This window comes from Campylobacter sp. CNRCH_2015_0338h (assembly GCF_025772785.1).
In the GTDB taxonomy this organism is placed as follows: Bacteria; Campylobacterota; Campylobacteria; order Campylobacterales; family Campylobacteraceae; genus Campylobacter_D.
On the sequence record NZ_JAKMST010000002.1, the window covers coordinates 131970 to 149809 of the forward strand.

At 29.1% G+C, this 17840-nt stretch carries 23 protein-coding genes; 1 reads left to right on the top strand and 22 read right to left on the bottom strand.

Annotated elements, in window-relative coordinates; translation table 11 throughout:
• Positions 1 to 2: 2 nt before the first annotated feature.
• The 11 genes from rpsP to L8X30_RS02065 all read right to left on the bottom strand — a co-directional run bounded on the left by rpsP (position 3) and on the right by L8X30_RS02065 (position 8888).
• Positions 3 to 230 carry a 30S ribosomal protein S16 gene (gene rpsP / locus L8X30_RS02015; protein ID WP_012661702.1) on the bottom strand — a complete coding sequence of 76 codons (228 nt, stop codon included), beginning with the start codon at positions 228 to 230 and terminating at the stop codon, positions 3 to 5.
• A 71-nt stretch (positions 231 to 301) separates the two neighbouring features.
• Positions 302 to 1639, bottom strand: a complete 1338-nt coding sequence (gene ffh, locus L8X30_RS02020) for a signal recognition particle protein (RefSeq protein WP_263678739.1) — start codon at positions 1637 to 1639, stop codon at positions 302 to 304.
• A 64-nt stretch (positions 1640 to 1703) separates the two neighbouring features.
• Positions 1704 to 2456 (bottom strand): pseudouridine synthase family protein, encoded by a 753-nt coding sequence (locus L8X30_RS02025; protein ID WP_263678740.1) that lies wholly within the window; start codon positions 2454 to 2456, stop codon positions 1704 to 1706.
• The gene (gene waaA, locus L8X30_RS02030; protein WP_263678741.1) at positions 2437 to 3621 is read right to left on the bottom strand and encodes a lipid IV(A) 3-deoxy-D-manno-octulosonic acid transferase; all 1185 of its coding nucleotides are present in this window, start codon (positions 3619 to 3621) and stop codon (positions 2437 to 2439) included. Before waaA ends, L8X30_RS02025 begins: the two co-directional genes overlap by 20 nt.
• On the bottom strand, positions 3618 to 4337 hold the full coding sequence (locus L8X30_RS02035; protein WP_149062431.1) for a zinc ribbon domain-containing protein: 720 nt from the start codon (positions 4335 to 4337) through the stop codon (positions 3618 to 3620). Before L8X30_RS02035 ends, waaA begins: the two co-directional genes overlap by 4 nt.
• A gap of 11 nt (positions 4338 to 4348) precedes the next feature.
• Positions 4349 to 5074, bottom strand: a complete 726-nt coding sequence (locus L8X30_RS02040) for a Nif3-like dinuclear metal center hexameric protein (RefSeq protein WP_263678743.1) — start codon at positions 5072 to 5074, stop codon at positions 4349 to 4351.
• Positions 5064 to 5924: a glycine--tRNA ligase subunit alpha gene (gene glyQ / locus L8X30_RS02045; protein WP_263678744.1), complete on the bottom strand. Its 861-nt coding sequence runs from the start codon at positions 5922 to 5924 to the stop codon at positions 5064 to 5066. Before glyQ ends, L8X30_RS02040 begins: the two co-directional genes overlap by 11 nt.
• On the bottom strand, positions 5921 to 6427 hold the full coding sequence (locus L8X30_RS02050) for a DUF3972 domain-containing protein (RefSeq protein WP_039668539.1): 507 nt from the start codon (positions 6425 to 6427) through the stop codon (positions 5921 to 5923). The genes glyQ and L8X30_RS02050 overlap by 4 nt, the downstream gene beginning before the upstream one ends.
• 9 nt (positions 6428 to 6436) lie before the next feature.
• On the bottom strand, positions 6437 to 6931 hold the full coding sequence (gene purE, locus L8X30_RS02055; protein ID WP_263663130.1) for a 5-(carboxyamino)imidazole ribonucleotide mutase: 495 nt from the start codon (positions 6929 to 6931) through the stop codon (positions 6437 to 6439).
• Complete coding sequence (locus tag L8X30_RS02060; RefSeq protein WP_263678745.1) at positions 6928 to 8184, bottom strand: peptidase U32 family protein; 1257 nt, start codon at positions 8182 to 8184, stop codon at positions 6928 to 6930. Before L8X30_RS02060 ends, purE begins: the two co-directional genes overlap by 4 nt.
• Positions 8181 to 8888 (bottom strand): protein phosphatase CheZ, encoded by a 708-nt coding sequence (locus L8X30_RS02065; protein WP_263678746.1) that lies wholly within the window; start codon positions 8886 to 8888, stop codon positions 8181 to 8183. Before L8X30_RS02065 ends, L8X30_RS02060 begins: the two co-directional genes overlap by 4 nt.
• 201 nt (positions 8889 to 9089) lie before the next feature.
• Here L8X30_RS02065 and glnA point away from each other — a divergent pair, with 201 nt between their 5' ends.
• On the top strand, positions 9090 to 10520 hold the full coding sequence (gene glnA / locus L8X30_RS02070; protein WP_263663129.1) for a type I glutamate--ammonia ligase: 1431 nt from the start codon (positions 9090 to 9092) through the stop codon (positions 10518 to 10520).
• A gap of 28 nt (positions 10521 to 10548) precedes the next feature.
• Here glnA and purU read toward each other — a convergent pair whose 3' ends face one another.
• The 11 genes from purU to napG all read right to left on the bottom strand — a co-directional run bounded on the left by purU (position 10549) and on the right by napG (position 17838).
• Positions 10549 to 11376, bottom strand: coding sequence for a formyltetrahydrofolate deformylase (purU, locus tag L8X30_RS02075; protein ID WP_263678747.1), 828 nt, complete (start codon positions 11374 to 11376; stop codon positions 10549 to 10551).
• Positions 11373 to 12482 carry a CCA tRNA nucleotidyltransferase gene (locus L8X30_RS02080; RefSeq protein WP_263678748.1) on the bottom strand — a complete coding sequence of 370 codons (1110 nt, stop codon included), beginning with the start codon at positions 12480 to 12482 and terminating at the stop codon, positions 11373 to 11375. The genes purU and L8X30_RS02080 overlap by 4 nt, the downstream gene beginning before the upstream one ends.
• Positions 12451 to 12888 (bottom strand): effector protein CiaD, encoded by a 438-nt coding sequence (gene ciaD / locus L8X30_RS02085; protein WP_263678750.1) that lies wholly within the window; start codon positions 12886 to 12888, stop codon positions 12451 to 12453. The genes L8X30_RS02080 and ciaD overlap by 32 nt, the downstream gene beginning before the upstream one ends.
• Entirely contained in the window at positions 12885 to 13133 is a 249-nt protein-coding gene (locus tag L8X30_RS02090) for a hypothetical protein (RefSeq protein ID WP_087691144.1), read from the bottom strand. The genes ciaD and L8X30_RS02090 overlap by 4 nt, the downstream gene beginning before the upstream one ends.
• Before the next feature lie 61 nt (positions 13134 to 13194).
• Complete coding sequence (locus tag L8X30_RS02095; RefSeq protein WP_263678752.1) at positions 13195 to 14367, bottom strand: MFS transporter; 1173 nt, start codon at positions 14365 to 14367, stop codon at positions 13195 to 13197.
• Positions 14368 to 14369: 2 nt separating this feature from the next.
• Complete coding sequence (locus L8X30_RS02100; RefSeq protein ID WP_257396760.1) at positions 14370 to 14537, bottom strand: hypothetical protein; 168 nt, start codon at positions 14535 to 14537, stop codon at positions 14370 to 14372.
• A gap of 2 nt (positions 14538 to 14539) precedes the next feature.
• Entirely contained in the window at positions 14540 to 14875 is a 336-nt protein-coding gene (locus L8X30_RS02105; RefSeq protein WP_263678753.1) for a chaperone NapD, read from the bottom strand.
• Entirely contained in the window at positions 14862 to 15788 is a 927-nt protein-coding gene (locus tag L8X30_RS02110; protein WP_263678754.1) for a WD40 repeat domain-containing protein, read from the bottom strand. The genes L8X30_RS02105 and L8X30_RS02110 overlap by 14 nt, the downstream gene beginning before the upstream one ends.
• A gap of 4 nt (positions 15789 to 15792) precedes the next feature.
• On the bottom strand, positions 15793 to 16311 hold the full coding sequence (locus L8X30_RS02115) for a nitrate reductase cytochrome c-type subunit (RefSeq protein ID WP_263663122.1): 519 nt from the start codon (positions 16309 to 16311) through the stop codon (positions 15793 to 15795).
• Entirely contained in the window at positions 16301 to 17092 is a 792-nt protein-coding gene (napH, locus tag L8X30_RS02120; protein ID WP_263678755.1) for a quinol dehydrogenase ferredoxin subunit NapH, read from the bottom strand. The genes L8X30_RS02115 and napH overlap by 11 nt, the downstream gene beginning before the upstream one ends.
• Entirely contained in the window at positions 17089 to 17838 is a 750-nt protein-coding gene (gene napG / locus L8X30_RS02125) for a ferredoxin-type protein NapG (RefSeq protein ID WP_263678757.1), read from the bottom strand. The genes napH and napG overlap by 4 nt, the downstream gene beginning before the upstream one ends.
• Between the last annotated feature and the right edge of the window lie 2 nt (positions 17839 to 17840).

Consider the following 17840-nt stretch of genomic DNA (forward strand, 5'->3'; position numbering starts at 1 on the left):
TTTTATTTGCTTGTAATAGCTGCTACTCTATCGCTTAATTTAGCACCTACGCTTTTCCAATAAGCTAAACGCTCAGCATCAAATTTTACCACTTCAGGTTCAACCATAGGATTGTAATATCCAATGCTTTCTATCCAGCTACCATCGCGTCTTTTTCTACTATCAGTTACAACTATACGATAAAATGGTCTTTTTTTACGTCCCATTTTTGTAAGTCTGATTACTGTCATTTTAATACTCCTAAAAAAATTAAAATTTTGTTATAGATATTTTAACTCATATATCCATAAAAAAGCTTTAATTATTGCGGTCTTTTAGCTTGCTGCAACATATTCATAAAGTTTTCCATTCCTTTTTTGTTTGAAAATTTCTTTGCCAACTTAGCTGCATTACTAAATTGTTTTAAAAAGCGATTTACTTCCATTTGAGATAAACCAGCACCCTCTGCAATACGACGCTTTCTTGCGTTATTTAACAAATCAGGATTTTCTCTTTCTTTTGGTGTCATTGATGAAATCATTGCCTTAATATGAATAATTTCTTTAGAATTATCCAAATCAATATCTTTAATATTTGCTGCCATAGATGATAAACCAGGTATCATACCAATGATTGATTTCATACTACCAAGTTTTTTAACACTTTCCATTTGATTTAAAAAGTCATTAAAATTAAATTCACCTTTTTTAATTTTCTTATTAAGTTTTTTTGCTTCTTTTTCATCAATAATGGTTGCAGTTTTTTCAGCCAAAGTCGCTAAATCACCCTCGCCCATGATACGATTAACAATTCTATCAGGGATAAATACTTCTAAATCAGCTACTTTCTCACCAACACCAATAAATCTTAAAGGTACACCAATTTGTTTTGCTATGCCTAGCGCAACACCACCTTTAGTATCTGCATCAAATTTACTTAAAATAACCCCTGTAATTTCTAAAGCCTCATTAAAACTACTTGCTGTTTTAACTCCATCTTGACCACTCATAGCATCAGCTACATAAAATACTTCATCAGGATTTAAAATAGCTTTTACATCTTTAAGCTCATTCATCAAAGCCGTATCAATTGCTAAACGGCCGGCAGTATCTACAAGCAAAACATCATACATAGAATTTTTTGCTTTTTCCAAAGCTTGTTTAGCAACATTTAAAGGATTGCTTTCATTTTCTATGAAAAATAAATCAAGCTCATTAGCTTGAGTGAGTTGTCTTAGCTGTTCTACTGCAGCTAATCTTTGCAAATCACATGCAGCAATTAGTACTTTTTTATTTCTTAACTTTAAATAATTAGCAATTTTTACCGTAGTAGTAGTTTTACCACCACCTTGTAAACCACACATCAAAACAACCGTAGGTGGCTTACTAGCAAATACAAAACCTTGATTTTTACCTTTAACACTAAGAATTTCTTCTAAATTTTTCTTAATTGAGTCTAAAAATTGTTTTTGACCTATACCATTAATTTTTACATCATTTTCTACTAAAGTAAGTAATTCTTTAGTAACTTTATGATGTACATCTGCTTTTAAAAGGGCTTTTTTTAAAGTGTCAAGAGCATTTTTTAAAGCTTTTTCATCATCAACAAAACGAAGTTTATTAACTGCGGATTTAAATGACTCACTAACTATTTCAAACACTTTATTTTCCCTTTATTAAAATTTTAAAAAGCTAAATTATAAACCCTTTTAGCTTTAAACGCCTTTAAAAATTTAAATTTTTTATTTCAAAACCATAAGCATTGAAGCTCTCATCAAGTAAGGCTTTAAATTGATAATCAAAAATATGCGTTTCATATGAATGCAAATACATTCTAGAAGAGCTAATTTTTGCATATTTTTCATCACCTATAATACCATGTTTTATATGATTTAAATGCACTCTAATTTGATGTGTTCTACCTGTTTTAATGACTGCTTTTATTAAGGTTTTTTTAGCATTTACCATTAAAGGTATAACCTGACTATGAGCTTCTAAACCAAATTTATCGATTTTACTAAAGGCTCCGGATTTATTTTTTATAGTAGTTATTTTTTCACAAATTTCAAGTTCTTCAGCAATCACTCCATCAACAATAGCTAAATAACTTTTATAAACATTTTGTTTTTTGTATTCTTGAATACATTTTAGTCTAAATTCCTCATCTTTACTTAAAAGCAAAACTCCACTTGTTTCCTTATCAAGTCGATTAATAAGTTTTGCGCCAAAAACATTCTCTAAGTTTTCGCTAATCTCACCATAAGGCTTATTTAAAGCTATGATTTTATCATCTTCAAAAAGTATTTTTGCTTTTTTTATTTTTTGCACAACAAATCTTGTTTTAGAACTCATTAAAGCCCTAGCTATAACAACCTTTTTACCCATAGCAAAAACACAGCCTTTGTCAATCAAATCCTTTGCTGCGTTATTAGAAATTTTTTCTTGCATTGCAAGCAATTTATAAGCTTTTTCTTGCATCTAAACCTTCTTTTATGCTTAATATAATTTCATTTAAATCACTTTGTTCTTTAAGTTGTGCTTGTGGTGATTTTTGCTTTAAAAAAACATTTATATCTTTTGCATTCTCACAAATATACAAACCATCAACTTCTTGATATAAACTTTCTTGATTAAAATAATATTTCCCTGAGATAATAACATTATTCCATCTAGCTGCCTCTATAGGATTATGCCCACCTATATTATCTACAAAAGAGCCGCATAAAAAAACCACATCACTAATCTTATAAAAACTTTCTAGCTCACCTAAAGTATCTAGCAATAAACATTTGGCATTAAAAAAATTTGCAAAATTATTTTCGCTTAAAGTAAAGTCTGAAAATTTTTGCATATTATAGTGGTTTTTTTGACAAAAATCTTTTAAAATTCCCTCAACCTCGCCAAAACGCTCTGGATGTCTTGGGGCGATAATCAATTTATCGTTTTCTTCTAAATTAATTTCATTAAGTAATAATCGTTCTTCATTTTCATGTGTACTAGCAAATATAATAATCCTAGCTTTGGGCTTGGAATAGTTTTTCACTTGTTCTTGTTTTATATTAGCTTTGATATTTTTATATGCTATAACATTTTTAGCGCCCAAGCATTCTAATCTTTCTTTGTCTTTTTGACTTTGTGCAAACACAACATCAATATATTTAAAAATCAAACGATAAAAAAAGCTAAAACGCTTATAGTTTTTTAAAGATCTATCGCTAATTCTAGCATTTAATAAAACAACTTTTGCATTATAAAATTTAGCCATAAACACAAGCATAAGCCAAAGCTCTGCTTCAAAAATAACCAAAACTTTACAAGGTCTCATCCAAAAAGGTACAAAAATCTCAAAAGGGAAAAAATTTACTTTTTTAGAATATTTTAAAGCTTCACTAAAACCAGTTTGAGTTATGGTTGAAATTTTACAAGCTGGAAAAAGTTTTATTAAAGGAATAAGGCTTTTAATTTCACCAAAAGAACAAGCATGAAAATACACATCACCTTGTTTTTGCCTTAAATTTTTGTAAAGAAAGAATCTTGATTTTAATGATATTTTATACTTTTCCTTACAAAAACTTAAAATCAATAAAAAAGGAGCTGCAATTATATATATAATCACAGCAAAAATATAATAAAAAAAAATCAATTTTGATTTTCTTCTTTTTCTTTGTATAAAATTCTTCCACAATGTGGGCAAGTTATGATTTCATCACCTTTTAAAACAGCCAAATAAGTTTTATCATAAATTCTCATAAAACAGCCATAACAAGCATGTTTTTTTACAGGAACTACTGCAGTATTTCCCGCCCATTTTCTAATTTTTTCATAAAAAGTTAAAACTTTTTGATTTATTTCACCTACTAATTTTACCTTTTTATCATAAATTTGTAATCTTTCTTTTTCAATATCCACTAAAACAGTTTTAGTTTGAGCATCGATTTGATCCACTTCATTTTCAAGTTCGCTTCTTTTAGCTTGCAATTCTTGTATAAACTTTTCTTTATTTTCTAAAATTTTATCCAATCTTTCAATTTCTTCATTTGCTGCATCAAGTTGTTCTTTGGCTATATCCTCTTCAATTTTTAAAGCATTTGCTTCTTTTTCAGTTTTTACTGCTGCACTTTTTTTGGCTATTTCTTTTATTTTTACACCAAATTCTGCAATATGATTGTTGTTTTGAATTTTTTGATTTTCTATATCTTTAATATCTTTCTCAAAACCTGCAATTTCTTCTTCTGTTTTATCAAGTAAATTGCGTTTTTCTTTTAAATCTTTTGTAGCATCTTCTACTTTATTTGCAAAACCATCAAGTTCTTTATCAATTTGCGATAAAGCTATAAGTTGTTCTAAATATTTACTCATTGAAATTTTCCTTAAAAATATTGAAATGGATTTTTTGAAACTGATATTATAACTTCTAAATGAAATTTTTGCAAATCTTTTGCTAAAATTTTACCAAAACAAGATTCGCTTTCATAGTGTCCTATATCAATCAAACTAAGTTTATTATGATAACTTTCCAAAGCTTGATGATATTTAAAATCTCCACTTAAAAAGCAATCTGCCTTAATACTAGAAATTAAATCTCCTCCACTGCCTGTACATATTGCTAAAGTTTTAATTTTCTCATTACCTGCATTTACAACTCTTATACAATCAAGCTTTAAACTTTTTTTCACATGATTAATTAAATCACTAAATTTAAAATCAACATCACAATAAATTAAAAACTCATTTTGTTCTTTAATCTTAAAACCTAAAATTTCACGAGCAAAATAAGCATTTAAATGACTTAAGTCAAAATTCGTGTGCATAGCAATTAAAGCTATGTTTTTTTGTATCATTTTAGTAAGAATATTTTGCGGATAAAACACCCCGCTTAAGTTTTTTAAACCTTTAAAAATCAAAGGATGATGAACTATAAAAAGTGAATTTTCACGTGCATTTTCAATTAAATGCATATCCACATCAAGAGCAAGATAAATTTGATTTATTTCTTGATCTAAAGTTCCAAGTAATAGGCCACTATTATCCCATGAACTTTGCGTACTAAATGGGCTAATAGTATCCAAATAATCATAAATTTCTTTAATTTTCATCTAAACTTTCTTTATACACCAAAGCACAATTTTTAGATAATTCTCTAATTTTAAGCATAAAGTCTTGTCTTTGAGTTACTGAAATAGCTCCTCTTGCATCAAGCAAATTAAAAGTGTGCGCTGCTAACATACAATAATCATACGCGGGTAAAGCAAGCTTTGCTTCTAATGCATTCTTACACTCATTATAGGCATTTTCAAATTGCACATTTAAAGTTTTAACATCACTTACTTCAAAATTATATTTACTAAATTCAAACTCACCTTGCTTATGAACATCTTTATAAGTAATTTTTTCACCGTTAAATTCATTCCAAACTATGTCATATACATTATCTACATCTTGCAAATACATTGCGAGTCTTTCTAAGCCATAGGTAATTTCAGCACTTACTAAATCTACGCTTATACCGCCAACTTGTTGAAAATAAGTAAATTGTGTTACTTCCATGCCATCAAGCCAAACTTCCCAACCCAGACCCCAAGCACCTAAACTTGGACTCTCCCAGTTATCCTCAACAAAACGAATATCATGTGATTTTAAATCAAAACCTAAATTTTCTAAACTTTTTAAATATAATTCTTGGATGTTATCAGGGCTTGGTTTAATCAAAACTTGAAATTGATAATAAGCACCTAGTCTATTAGGATTTTCACCATATCTTCCATCAGTTGGTCTTCTACTTGGTGCTACATAAGCAGCTGCCCAAGGTTTTTTACCCAAACTTCTTAAAAAAGTTGCAGGGTGAAAAGTCCCTGCACCTGCTGGAAAATCATAAGGTTGCATAATGGTACAACCTTGTTTTTGCCAAAATTCTTGTAAGTTTAATATCATTTGAGAAAAAGTCATTTTTCTTCCTTTATTTCTTCTGGCTTTTCAGGTGAATTTGCATATAACTCTACTGTTTTATTCCACATCATTTTATATTTTCTTTTTAGAAATTCCACTTCATTGCGCGCATATTTGAGTTGCTCGTTAAGATTTTCTATGGTTTTTCTATCTTCATCATAAAGTTCTTGCATAGAATAAAGAGCATCTTTTAAAAATTTATTCTCACCCTTTAAAGCTTCTAAGGTCTCATCTTTAGCATCAAGAACTTTTTCGTGTAAGTTTAAAATAGTTCCTATGGTTTTTTCTACAAAACTTTCTCCTGCTAAAGTCATAGAATTTACCATAGCAGGTTGCTTTGAGCTTGTTGGAACCACACTAAATGTTCCTTGATTAGCCTCAATATAAATTTCACCCTCTTCTTCTTTGAAATTTAAAGCACCATTTGCCATCATTCCTTTTACAACATCTTCAGATAAATGCACTAATTGACAAAATTCTTTTAACTTCAAGTAAGTTTGCATAAATACTCCTTAAAGAAAAACTTCAATTGTACTAGAATCTTGAATTAATTTTTCTTGTTGTTTTTTTCTATCTTCTAATAATTTTTGTGCTAAAGATTCATCCTCTATAGCTAAAATTTGTACAGCTAAATAAGCTGCATTAATAGCCCCTGCTTTACCTATAGCCAAAGTTGCGACAGGAATTCCACTTGGCATTTGCACAGTAGAAAATAAAGAGTCCATACTTGCTAAATTACTTCCTGGCATAGGTATGCCTAAAACAGGTTTTGTTGTATGTGCTGCAACAGCTCCTGCTAAATGTGCTGCCATACCTGCTGCTGCAATAAATACTTTTGCACCTTTTTCTTCGGCATTTTTGATGTATTCTTGGGTTCTTTGAGGACTTCTGTGTGCTGAAGTGATTAAAATTTCATATTTAACATCAAATTTTTCCAAAATTCCCAAAGCTTCTTTCACTACATCATAATCACTCTTACTTCCCATCAATATAGAAACAAATTTCATTCAACACTCCTTCTTAAAAAGCTAAATTCTGGAAGCTTAAACGGTAAAGTAATTTCATTTTCATTACCACTATGAATTTCACTAAATTCTTTATTATTTTTGGCCAATAATTGCTTAAAAACTATAAATTTCTTACCATCATTTTCATAGATTAAACCTAGTTTATTTTCTCCTAATTCTATATTAGAATTAACCGGAGCTAAAATTTCATACTCTTTGTTTAATTCTATCTTGCCTTTACATTTAAAAAACTCACCATCTTCACTAATAGCATGCACTTGATGAGTTCCTTCTTCTATGCTTGTATTGTGATTAATAGAGTCGGTTTTTTCATAAGCTCTTGAGACTAAATATCCATCCGTAAAGCCTCTGTGTTTTAAAGTATGGATTTCTTTTTCATATTTAGCAGCATCAAAAGTGTCTTCCAATACATCTTGCACTGCCATTTTATATGTTCTTGTAGTTAAAGCTACATAATACTCACTTTTTGTTCTTCCTTCTATTTTAAAAGCATGAATACAATTTTCTTGCATAATCTTTTGAATATATGAGCTTAAATTTAAATCTTTAGAATTAAATACATGTGTGCCATTTTCATCTTCTTCTAATCTAAAAAGTGTATTTGTCTCTGGATTTTTCGCATAAAGCTCATAATTAAATCTACAATCATTTGCGCAAGAACCACGATTGCTCATGCGTCCACTTTGTACTGAGCTTATTAAACATCTACCAGAATATGCAAAGCACATAGAGCCATGCACAAAACTTTCAAGCTCGATATCACAATTGTTTTTCAAATCTTTTGCATCTTTTAAGCCAAGCTCTCTTGCTATAACAACACGCTTAGCTCCCATGTCTTTATAGACTTGAGCGTCTAAATAGTTTAAAATATTAGCTTGAGTGGATACATGAAGATTGATTTCAGGTGCAAGTTCTTTAACTAAACGCATAGCACCTACAGAAGCTACTATAAAAGCATCAGGTTTCATTTCTTTTAATTTTAAAATATGCCTTTTTAAACCTTCAATTTGTGAACTAAAATGAAAACCATTAATGGTTACATAAATTTTTTTTCCTCTTGTATGAGTATAATCAATAGCCTCTTTAAAAGTTTCATAATTGAAATCTCTAGCAGTTCTTGCTCTTAATGAAAAATTACTCACTCCCGCATAAACAGCATCAGCTCCATAAGCCAACGCTATTTTTAATTTTGTAAAATTTCCCACAGGAGCTACTATTTCAGGAATAATCATTTTTTGCCTAAACTTGCGATTAATGCCTCAATATCATCATTGCTTACAACATCTGCAGTTGTATCTCCTTCGATATGCACAGCAGATCCCACGCGTTTTTCATCATCAATTTTACCTTCAAATAAACTACTCATATATCTACTTAAAGCTCTCATAACATTAATAACACGTTCGATTTTTTGACGGTGAATATCTTGGTATTGCATAGCATCCATTGCCATCATAACTTCATCTTGTCCAGTTTGCAAACAACCCGTGATTTCATCTATAATATTTTTAGCATTATTGTTAGTTTCTATGGCTTCTTTAAAGCTTACAACATTAGGAAATTTTGCATTTAGCTTTTCAAAAATTTCTATATTTTTATTCAGAGCATCACTAATTACACAAAGCTCATTTTCTGAATTTGCAAAGAAATCATTAATAATTTCTAACTTTTCCATCATTTCAGTAGCTTTGATTTCACTATCTCTTGTAACATCATCAAGCTGATGCACAACTTTATGTTCTTTGCTAGGTGGTGGTGGTGGCCATGCCATATCTGCTCTTGCTTTATAATCACCATTAATCATTGCATCAACAATTTGTTTATTTTTTTCCTCATCTTCATACTCTGTTTCAGGCTTTGTTTCTGTTTCTTCTACAGAATCAAGATCTAAATCTTCAGTGCTATTCATTAAAGCATCTAATTCTTCTTGAGTCATTTTTACACCTTTTTAATATAAAAAACTAATGTGAAATTATATTATAAAAAAATATAAACCAATATTAATTTTGTTAATTAATTATATAAATTAATATTTTTTTGTATTTGACCATAAAAAAAATATTAATTTAAACTTAATTTAATAAAAATATACTACAATCTTAAAAAATAAATTAATACCTATTAAAAAGGAGAGGAAATGGGTAAGTTTGTAAATAACATTGGTGAGTTTTTTAGTTATTGTCAAGAACATGAGGTTTTATTTGTTGATTTTAGATTTACTGATATGATAGGCACTTGGCACCATATTACTTACAATATAAAAGCAATTGATGATAAAACTTTTGAAAATGGAATTCCTTTTGATGCAAGCTCTTTACACGGTTGGCAACCTATAGAAAAATCGGATATGATTTTAAAACCTGATGTAGAAAGCGCATTCTTAGATCCATTTACAGCAGATCCTACTATCATAGTAATTTGTGATGTATATGATATTTATAAAGATCAAATGTATGAAAAATGTCCAAGAAGTATTGCCAAAAAAGCAATGCAACACTTAAGTACAAGCAATATCGCCGATACAGCTTATTTTGGTCCTGAAAATGAATTTTTTATTTTTGATAATGTAAAAATAGTTGATTCTTCTCATTGTGCAAAATATGAAGTAGATACTGAAGAAGGTGAATGGAATGATAATAAAGATTTCACAGATAGTTACAATAGCGGACATCGCCCAAGAAATAAAGGCGGATATTTTCCTGTAAGTCCTATTGATTCTAGTGTAGATATTAGAGCTGAAATGGTGCAAGTTTTAGAAAGAGTGGGTTTAAAAACTTTCGTACATCACCATGAAGTAGCACAAGGACAAGCTGAGATTGGTGTAGAATTTGGAAATTTAGTTGAAGCTGCTGATAATGTACAAATTTACAAATATGTAGTAAAAATGGTAGCACATTTAAATGGAAAAACAGCAACCTTTATGCCAAAGCCACTCTATGGAGATAATGGAAGTGGTATGCATGTACATATGAGTCTTTGGAAAGATGGAGTAAATTTATTCTATGATAAAGAAGGCTATGGAAAATTAAGCGAATGTGCGATTAATTACATCGGTGGAATTTTAGCTAATGCAAGAAGTGTTGCCGCATTTACCAATCCTAGCTCAAATTCCTATAAAAGAATAGTTCCAGGTTTTGAAGCACCTTGCATTTTAACTTATTCTTGTCAAAATCGCTCTGCAAGTTGTCGCGTTCCTTATGGTATTAACGAAAAAAGCGCAAGAGTAGAAATTAGATTTCCTGATAGCACTTCTAATCCTTACCTAGCTTTTACAAGCTTACTTATGGCAGGACTTGATGGTATTAAAAACAAAACCATACCGGTTGGCCCTATGGATGAAAATTTATTTGCACTAACCCTAGATGAGATTAGAGAAAAAGGTATAGAGCAATTACCTCATACTTTAAGAGGATCTTTAGAAGCACTCATTAGAAAAAATGCTTTCTTAAAACCTGTTATGAGTGATGTGTTTATTGATGATTATCAACATATGAAATTTGAAACCCAAGTATGGCCTGTAGAAGCTAGACCAACTGCATATGAGTTTAAAACTTGTTATTCTTGCTAATTTTTGATGCCTTTTTGGCATCAAAAATTTAAAACACTATCGTTTTATTTTCGTGTATAAAAATCCTATCATCAAAGACCAAATCCAAAGCCTTAGAAAAAACATTTTTTTCCACATTACGTCCTGCTTGTTGCATAGCCTGCCAAGAATATTCATGAGTAACTGGTATAACATCTTGAGTGATAATTGGTCCCTCATCTAAGTTATTATTTACAAAATGTGCTGTTGCGCCTATAATCTTTACCCCTCTTTCATAAGCTTGCTTATAAGGATTAGCTCCTATAAATGCAGGTAAAAAAGAATGGTGGATATTAATAATCTTTCCTTCAAAATGCTCCACAAAAGATGGAGATAATATTCTCATATATTTTGCTAAAACAATATAATCAAACTCGTATTGTTTTAAACACTCTAGTAATTTTTCTTCATGCTCTTGCCTACTTAAATCCTGCGCTAAAATAGTATGAAAAGGTATGTTAAATTTATCCACTAAAGGTTTTAACACCTCATAATTTGCAATAACTGCTTTAATATTTGCGTTAAATTCCCCGCTAAATTGGCGGATAAGTAATTCGCCCAAACAATGAGTTTCTTTGGTAGCTAAAACAATAATATCTTTTTTTCTCTTTGGTGTAATTTCAATTTGTGCATTATCAGGAAGCATAGCTTCAAGCGTTCCCTTAAAAGCTTTTATATCAAGATCACCTTCTAAATGCGCCCTAAAGAAGAAACGATTTTCTCCAACAAATTCATCATTTTTTATAATGTTGATTCTATATTTAAAAATAACATCTGAAATTCTATAAATCAATCCTTTTTCATCACTACTTGAAATTTTTAAAATATATTCATTCATTTTTGCTCCTTTATATAGTTTTTTAATTCTTGTAATCTTCTTTTTTCAAGCTCAATCCCAAGCTCTTTCCCACTAAATCCTTCCTTTAGTAAATCATTTGCACTAATTTTACTTTTAAAAGCATGATAATATAAATTTAATTTCTTTGCTTGTGCCATACGCTCATTATCCCAAAGTCCAAGCCATTTGCAAAGTGGTATTTTTAAAGCAATTTTAGCTAAATTAAAATCATCAATTTTACCTAAAATAAATTCTTGTTCACATTTTTTTAATAGTTCTTTTTTTAATTTTGTTTTATTGAAAAATTCCTCTTTATTTATATGAAAAAAATTCAAATACAAATATAAATACAAAGCCTCATCATAAATTAATTTTTGACTATGCTCTAAAAGTTTTTCAAATTCTTCATTACAGCTTTGATAAAAAAATATTTTTTCTTCTAAATTTAAAATTTTGAAATACTCATAAGCTTTATTTAGTCTTGAAGTTTTAAAAATTTTATAAAGTTCATTATTAATACGCTCTTTAGATAAATCGCCTATATCCATAGTTTGCATTAATTTTAAACTTTTTTTTGCAATTGTTAAATCAAACCTGCACGCAAAAGAAATTCCACGAAGCACCCTTAAACTATCTTCAACAAAACTTACATCATCAATATGTCTTATAATCTTTGCTTGCAAATCTTGCAAACCATTAAAAAAATCTAAAAACTTAAAATCAAAAATATTTACCATCAATGCATTAACGGTAAAATCCCTTCTTTTAGCTCCTTCTTGTTCATCATTACAAACTTTAACCTCAAAACCTCTATGGCCTGTAGAAATTTTATTTTCATAACGCGCTAGAGCTAAATCAAATTTTTTGTATTTATATACAAAAAAACTTTTTCCTACTCCATTTGCACCAAGTTTTTGCATAAGCTCATCAAAAAGCTTAGGCTCAATATCATAAATTTCTATATCATAATCATCACTAGATAAATCTAAAAAAGAATTCCTTACACAACCACCTACCAAATAAGCTCTTTGTGTGTAAGGTTTAAGTATATTTTTAATTCTTAAAAAATCATGATCATTTTTTAAGTCTATCTTCAATCTTTGCAAGTAAAAACTCTAAAAAAGTAATTGTAATATCTAGTCTTTTTTCTATATGCTCATCTTTAGTATTTTTTAATCCTTCAAATAAAACCAAAATACGCTCTCTGATATTTTTTAAGAAAAATTCTTCATTATTTATAATACTTTCTTCTTTTTCCTCTAAAGCTTCAACCTTAATAGTCATAGCTTGTTTATCTTCTTTAACTTTTACTTCTAAATCATCTAATTCTTGGATCAATTCTTGCGCAACTTGATTAATCTCTTTTTTTATTTTATCTTCTTGGATATTAGTATTTTTTTCTTGAGTAATTTCCTCTACCATAGGAGTAAATTCATCATTTTTACTTTTTTTATTATCTAACTCCGAATTAACTTCACTTATGGCCATTTTTGCTAAATCTTCTATATTCATAGTTTTATTAACCACCTTTTAAATTCATTAATTTCTTCTTCGCTTTTCATATTAACAAAAAAATCAAGCATATCATAATTTAAATCTTCATGATTAGAACGCAAACCACTTAAACGCCTTATAGCATCAATGGCATTTTTATTTTGCGGATCTTGTTTTAATATATTTTTATAAATCTCCAAAGCTTCATCTTTTAAACCTTGCGCCTCATAAATAGAAGCTTCTGTTACTGTATATCGCATTATCAACTCACAAAAAATAAAATGTCAAAATTCTAACAAAAAAGACTTTAATTTATTTTAATTTTTACTTAATCACAGGAGCTTTATATGCTAAAAATACAAAAATATTAAGTATTATAGCTACTGTAATAAGCATGATAAAGCCTAAAGTAAAATTTCCAAAACTATCATGGAGCATACCTATAATCCAAGGTGCTTGAGCTGCTATTAAATACCCTATGCCTTGTGACATGGCAGAAAGTTTAGCTGCTATAAAAGAAGTTGAACTTTTTATAGCAATAAACAATAATGAAATTGTAAAAACCCCACTAGATGCAAAACCTAAGAAAATAGCTGCTAACAACAATACTAATTTTACATCACAAAAAAACACCAAAATAAAACTTAAAACATATAAAAAACCTAATATTATAATAACAAAACCCTTAGCATGAGCTCTTAGTCTTCCTAAAACAATAGGCAATAAAAACGCCACAGGCATACCTATGATTTGAGAAAGTAATAAAACATTAGAACCAAAATCAATTCCAAAACCTTTTTCACTTATCATCACACTAAGCCAAGCAAAAAGACTATAAGATAAAAAACTTTGCAGTCCCATTACAATAGTAACTTTCCAAGCTGTTAAATTCAAAAAAAGATTTATTTTATTGATGTTTTTCTTCTTAGGACGCAATAATCTTTTGTTTTTCAAATGCGGAAAATAAAAAATCAAAGCAATCAAAGCTAAAACAACCCAAAAAAACATAGCTTGAGGCACCTCAAAAATTTTAAGCAAAGGAAGCGATAAAGCCACTCCAGCAATTGAAGATAAACCTATAATTGATCCATATAAACCCATTATTTTATAAGCATTTTTTGCAAATTTTTCTTTTACAAAAGAAGGTAATAAAACATTAGCTATTGCAATGCCTGCCCCAATTAGAAAAACCCCAGAAAATAAACCTATATTACCCCCATAACTTCTAATAAACTCTCCAAAAACAATTAAACACAAAGCAAAAAACAAAGCTTTAATTTGCGAAAAATACGCCACGAAAAAAGATATAAGCCCAAAGGCTATCAAAGGTAAAGTTGTAAGCATTCCTGCTAGGGCTGAATTTATCTTATAATATTCTTGAATGTATTCTATCATAGGACCTATAGAGGTTATAGGTGCTCTTAAATTTAAAGCAAGGGTAATTACAACTAAAATATTAATCCAAAAGAATTTTTTATATGAAATTTGTGTATACATGATTATTTTTGATTTAATATATTTTCAAGGTATTTTTGTTTATCTTGCTTAATATTTTTTTGTTCTATTTGCTTTTGTTGTTTTACTACTTCATTTTCCTTAGAAAAATAAAAATGATCAATAATAAAAACAGAAGAAATGATAAAAATCAAAGGAATCAAAAAAACCATAATCAATACTTTCTAAAGACATTGCCATAGTATTCTATATTATCTTTTTTTAAATTCTCATCAAAAACATTTGCCTCAAAATTTGCTTTTAAAATTTTTTCTCTTTCTTCGTCTAAATCCTGATAAGAAAAAACCATATTAATACTCACTACCCCATCAAGCTGTTCTAATTGTTTATATGCTTTTAACTCATCATCTAAATTTTCACTTTCTATTACTACTATAATTTTTTCATCCTGAGCTAATTCCACACTACAACAAGGTGTTTTTTGAATTTGCTCTTTGAGTTTTTCTACTTTTTCTTCTTTAGTTAAAATCAACACACTAGAAAGATTCATCTATACTCCAAAATATAATTTTATCTTCATAACCTGCACTAATAAGCTCATGTTCATTTAAAAATATAAGATATTCTAGCAAAAAATCTTTATTTTGGAATCTTTTTATTGTTTTTAGGTTTTTAGTATTTACAAGTTCTATAATATTTTTTTCATTATCTCCAAAAGCCGCTATAGAACCATTTTCATTTAAAGCACAAGTATAAATCAAAAAATCTCTTTCTATATTTTTTTCTTGATCATTTTGCACTATGCCCAATTTTCTATCAGTACTACAGCTTGCAATAATTGTGTTTTTAAAATCAAGTTGATAAATATTATCCTTGTGAATATTCTTATAACTTTTTATTTTTTGCCATTTCTTCACATCAAAAAGCATTAGCTCGCCACTTTCAAAACCTGCCACTAATTGAGTTTTAGTTTCATTTAAAACCACATCACTTAAGCTTGAACTAGAAAAAGTAAAATTTTTTACAACGCTTTTTGTTTTTAGATCAAAAAGCTCTATATTAGAACCTAGCAAGGCTAATAAAATAGTATTATCATCTAAAAACAAAGCTTTTTTTGCTCCATCATTAGCTAAATCATAGCTTAAAAGTTGTTTATTTTTATAAACATATAATTTTTTACTTCCAAAATCACCTTCACTTAAAATCAAAATAGCCCCATTTAAGTAATCAATACTATAAATTCTGGGGCTAAGATTTTCTTCGTAAAAATTTTTAATCTTATCTAGCTGAGTGATTTTTTGCATTTTTTTATCTTTAAGGAAATATTGTTTTATCTCTCCATTATCAAGTCCTATAAGCAAACTATTATCAGCAAGCTTTAAAGCGTTTAAATTTGAATCAAGCTTAAGCTCATAACTCAATGCATAAATACTCATTAGTAAGATTAAAAACATTTTTTTCATAATTTTATTTTACACCTTCATTTAAAACATCTAAAAGATTAGATTTTTTCTTTGATTCTTCGCTTTTAAATTTTGCTTCAAAGCTATTTCCTACCAAAGGTTTAGCATCACTTTGTGGCACATGACATTGTGTACAATTAAATCTTGCATCACTTATCATATCTTTAGTAGATTTGTTTTTTCTTAAATCAAAATAATGACTACTTGGAAGTGGCGTAGCTCCAACATCTTTAGCAATAGTCTTATCATGACAACTTAAGCAAATATTATTATCTTTAGTAATTGGAAGCATATCCTCTAAAGTGTGCGGGATTAATGGCGGAGCATTTTCAAACGATCTTTCAATCAAAACAGACTCACCAGCCACTGCTTGAGAATATTTTGCATCCAATAATTCTACATTTTCACTTTCTAAACTTGTTTTTCTTAAACCTATATCTTTTGAATCAACACTTTTAACAGCAAGCCCACAAGCACTTATTAAAACAGCTGCTGCTAAGGATAAAAAGATTTTATTTTTCATTTTCTCTCCTTAAATTTATTATACTAAAACCTAAAGCATCATCACCGCAAATATCAATACATTTTCCACATCTTATACATTCACCTGATTTTACATCTTGATTTTCTTTACCTATCATCCAAAGCACTTGTTTTTCAGGGCACACTCCAAGACATTTATAACACTTAGTGCATTTTTGTAAGTTATATCTTACTTTTAACAATGAAAAATACGAACTTAAAGCCCAAAAAGCCCCTAAAGGACAAAAATGCGAACAAGTAAATCTTGGACTAAAAAATGTATCTATACAAAAAACAATCAAAACTACAAAAAGCCAAGAAACACCGCCGAAAATAATCCCTCTTTGGATTATTCCTATATAAGAAAATTCCTCAAAAACAGGAAAAGAAAAAAGAAAAGAAAAAATCAAAACAAAAGCTAAAACATAATAACGCAAATTTTTATTTACATTAAAAACTCTTGCTTGATTAAAACCTAATTTATTTCTAATAAAATAAGCAAAATCAGTAATGATATTGACAGGACAAACCCAAGCACAAAACGCTCTTCCAGCAAAAATAGCATAAAACAAAAATACTATCAAAGCACCACTTAAAGCCATCAAATCTACTTGCAAACTTGCCAAAGCAAGTTGAATAAATGCAAAAGGATCACTTAATGGCACCGAAGAAAATAAAACCGAAGAGCTTAAATTTCCTTTTAATATAAAATTAAATACACCAAAAGAAAAAAAAGTCAAAATAGACAATTGCATTACTCTTCTTAAAATAAGATACTTCATAGCAATTCTCCATCGTTAAGATAATCTTTAGCCTTATTTTTATTGAAATTTTTATCTATGTTTACATCTTGCAAACGCTTTTCATCTTTTTCATCCCAACCTTTGATGTAATTATCCCCAGCTTTTCCTAAAACAAATTCTCTAGGCAAAACTTTAATGGCTGCTTTTTGTGTTATACAGGCTTTTTCACAAATCCCACATCCAACACATACTTCATGATCTACCACAGGTAGTAAAAATGCATGCTTTGCTGTTCTTTCATTGCGTTTTGTTTCAAGTTTTAATGCTTTATCCATTAGAGGACAAGCTCTATAACATGCATCACATTGAATTCCCCAATAAGCAACACAACTTGCACTATCAATTATAGCTATACCCATTTTTGTTTTATAAATTCCATCTTTTTGCTCTAAATATTTATGATCTAGAGCATTTGTAGGACAATCCCTTATACAAGGTATATCCTCACATAACCTGCAAGGATTTTCTCTTGCTACAAAAAAAGGTGTACCATTTTTAGCACTATTTTCTAAATTTGCTAACTTTAAAACATCATAAGGACAGGCTTTTACACAAAGTCCACATCGTATACATTTTGATAAAAATTCTTTTTCATCATCTGCCCCAGGAGGTCTTAAAAAATACTCCTGATTTGAGCTAAATGCTAAACTTGCCAAAAATGCACTTCCGCTTCCTATGCATAAAAGCTTAAAAGCAAAGGCTAAAAATTCTCTTCTATTTTTCATTT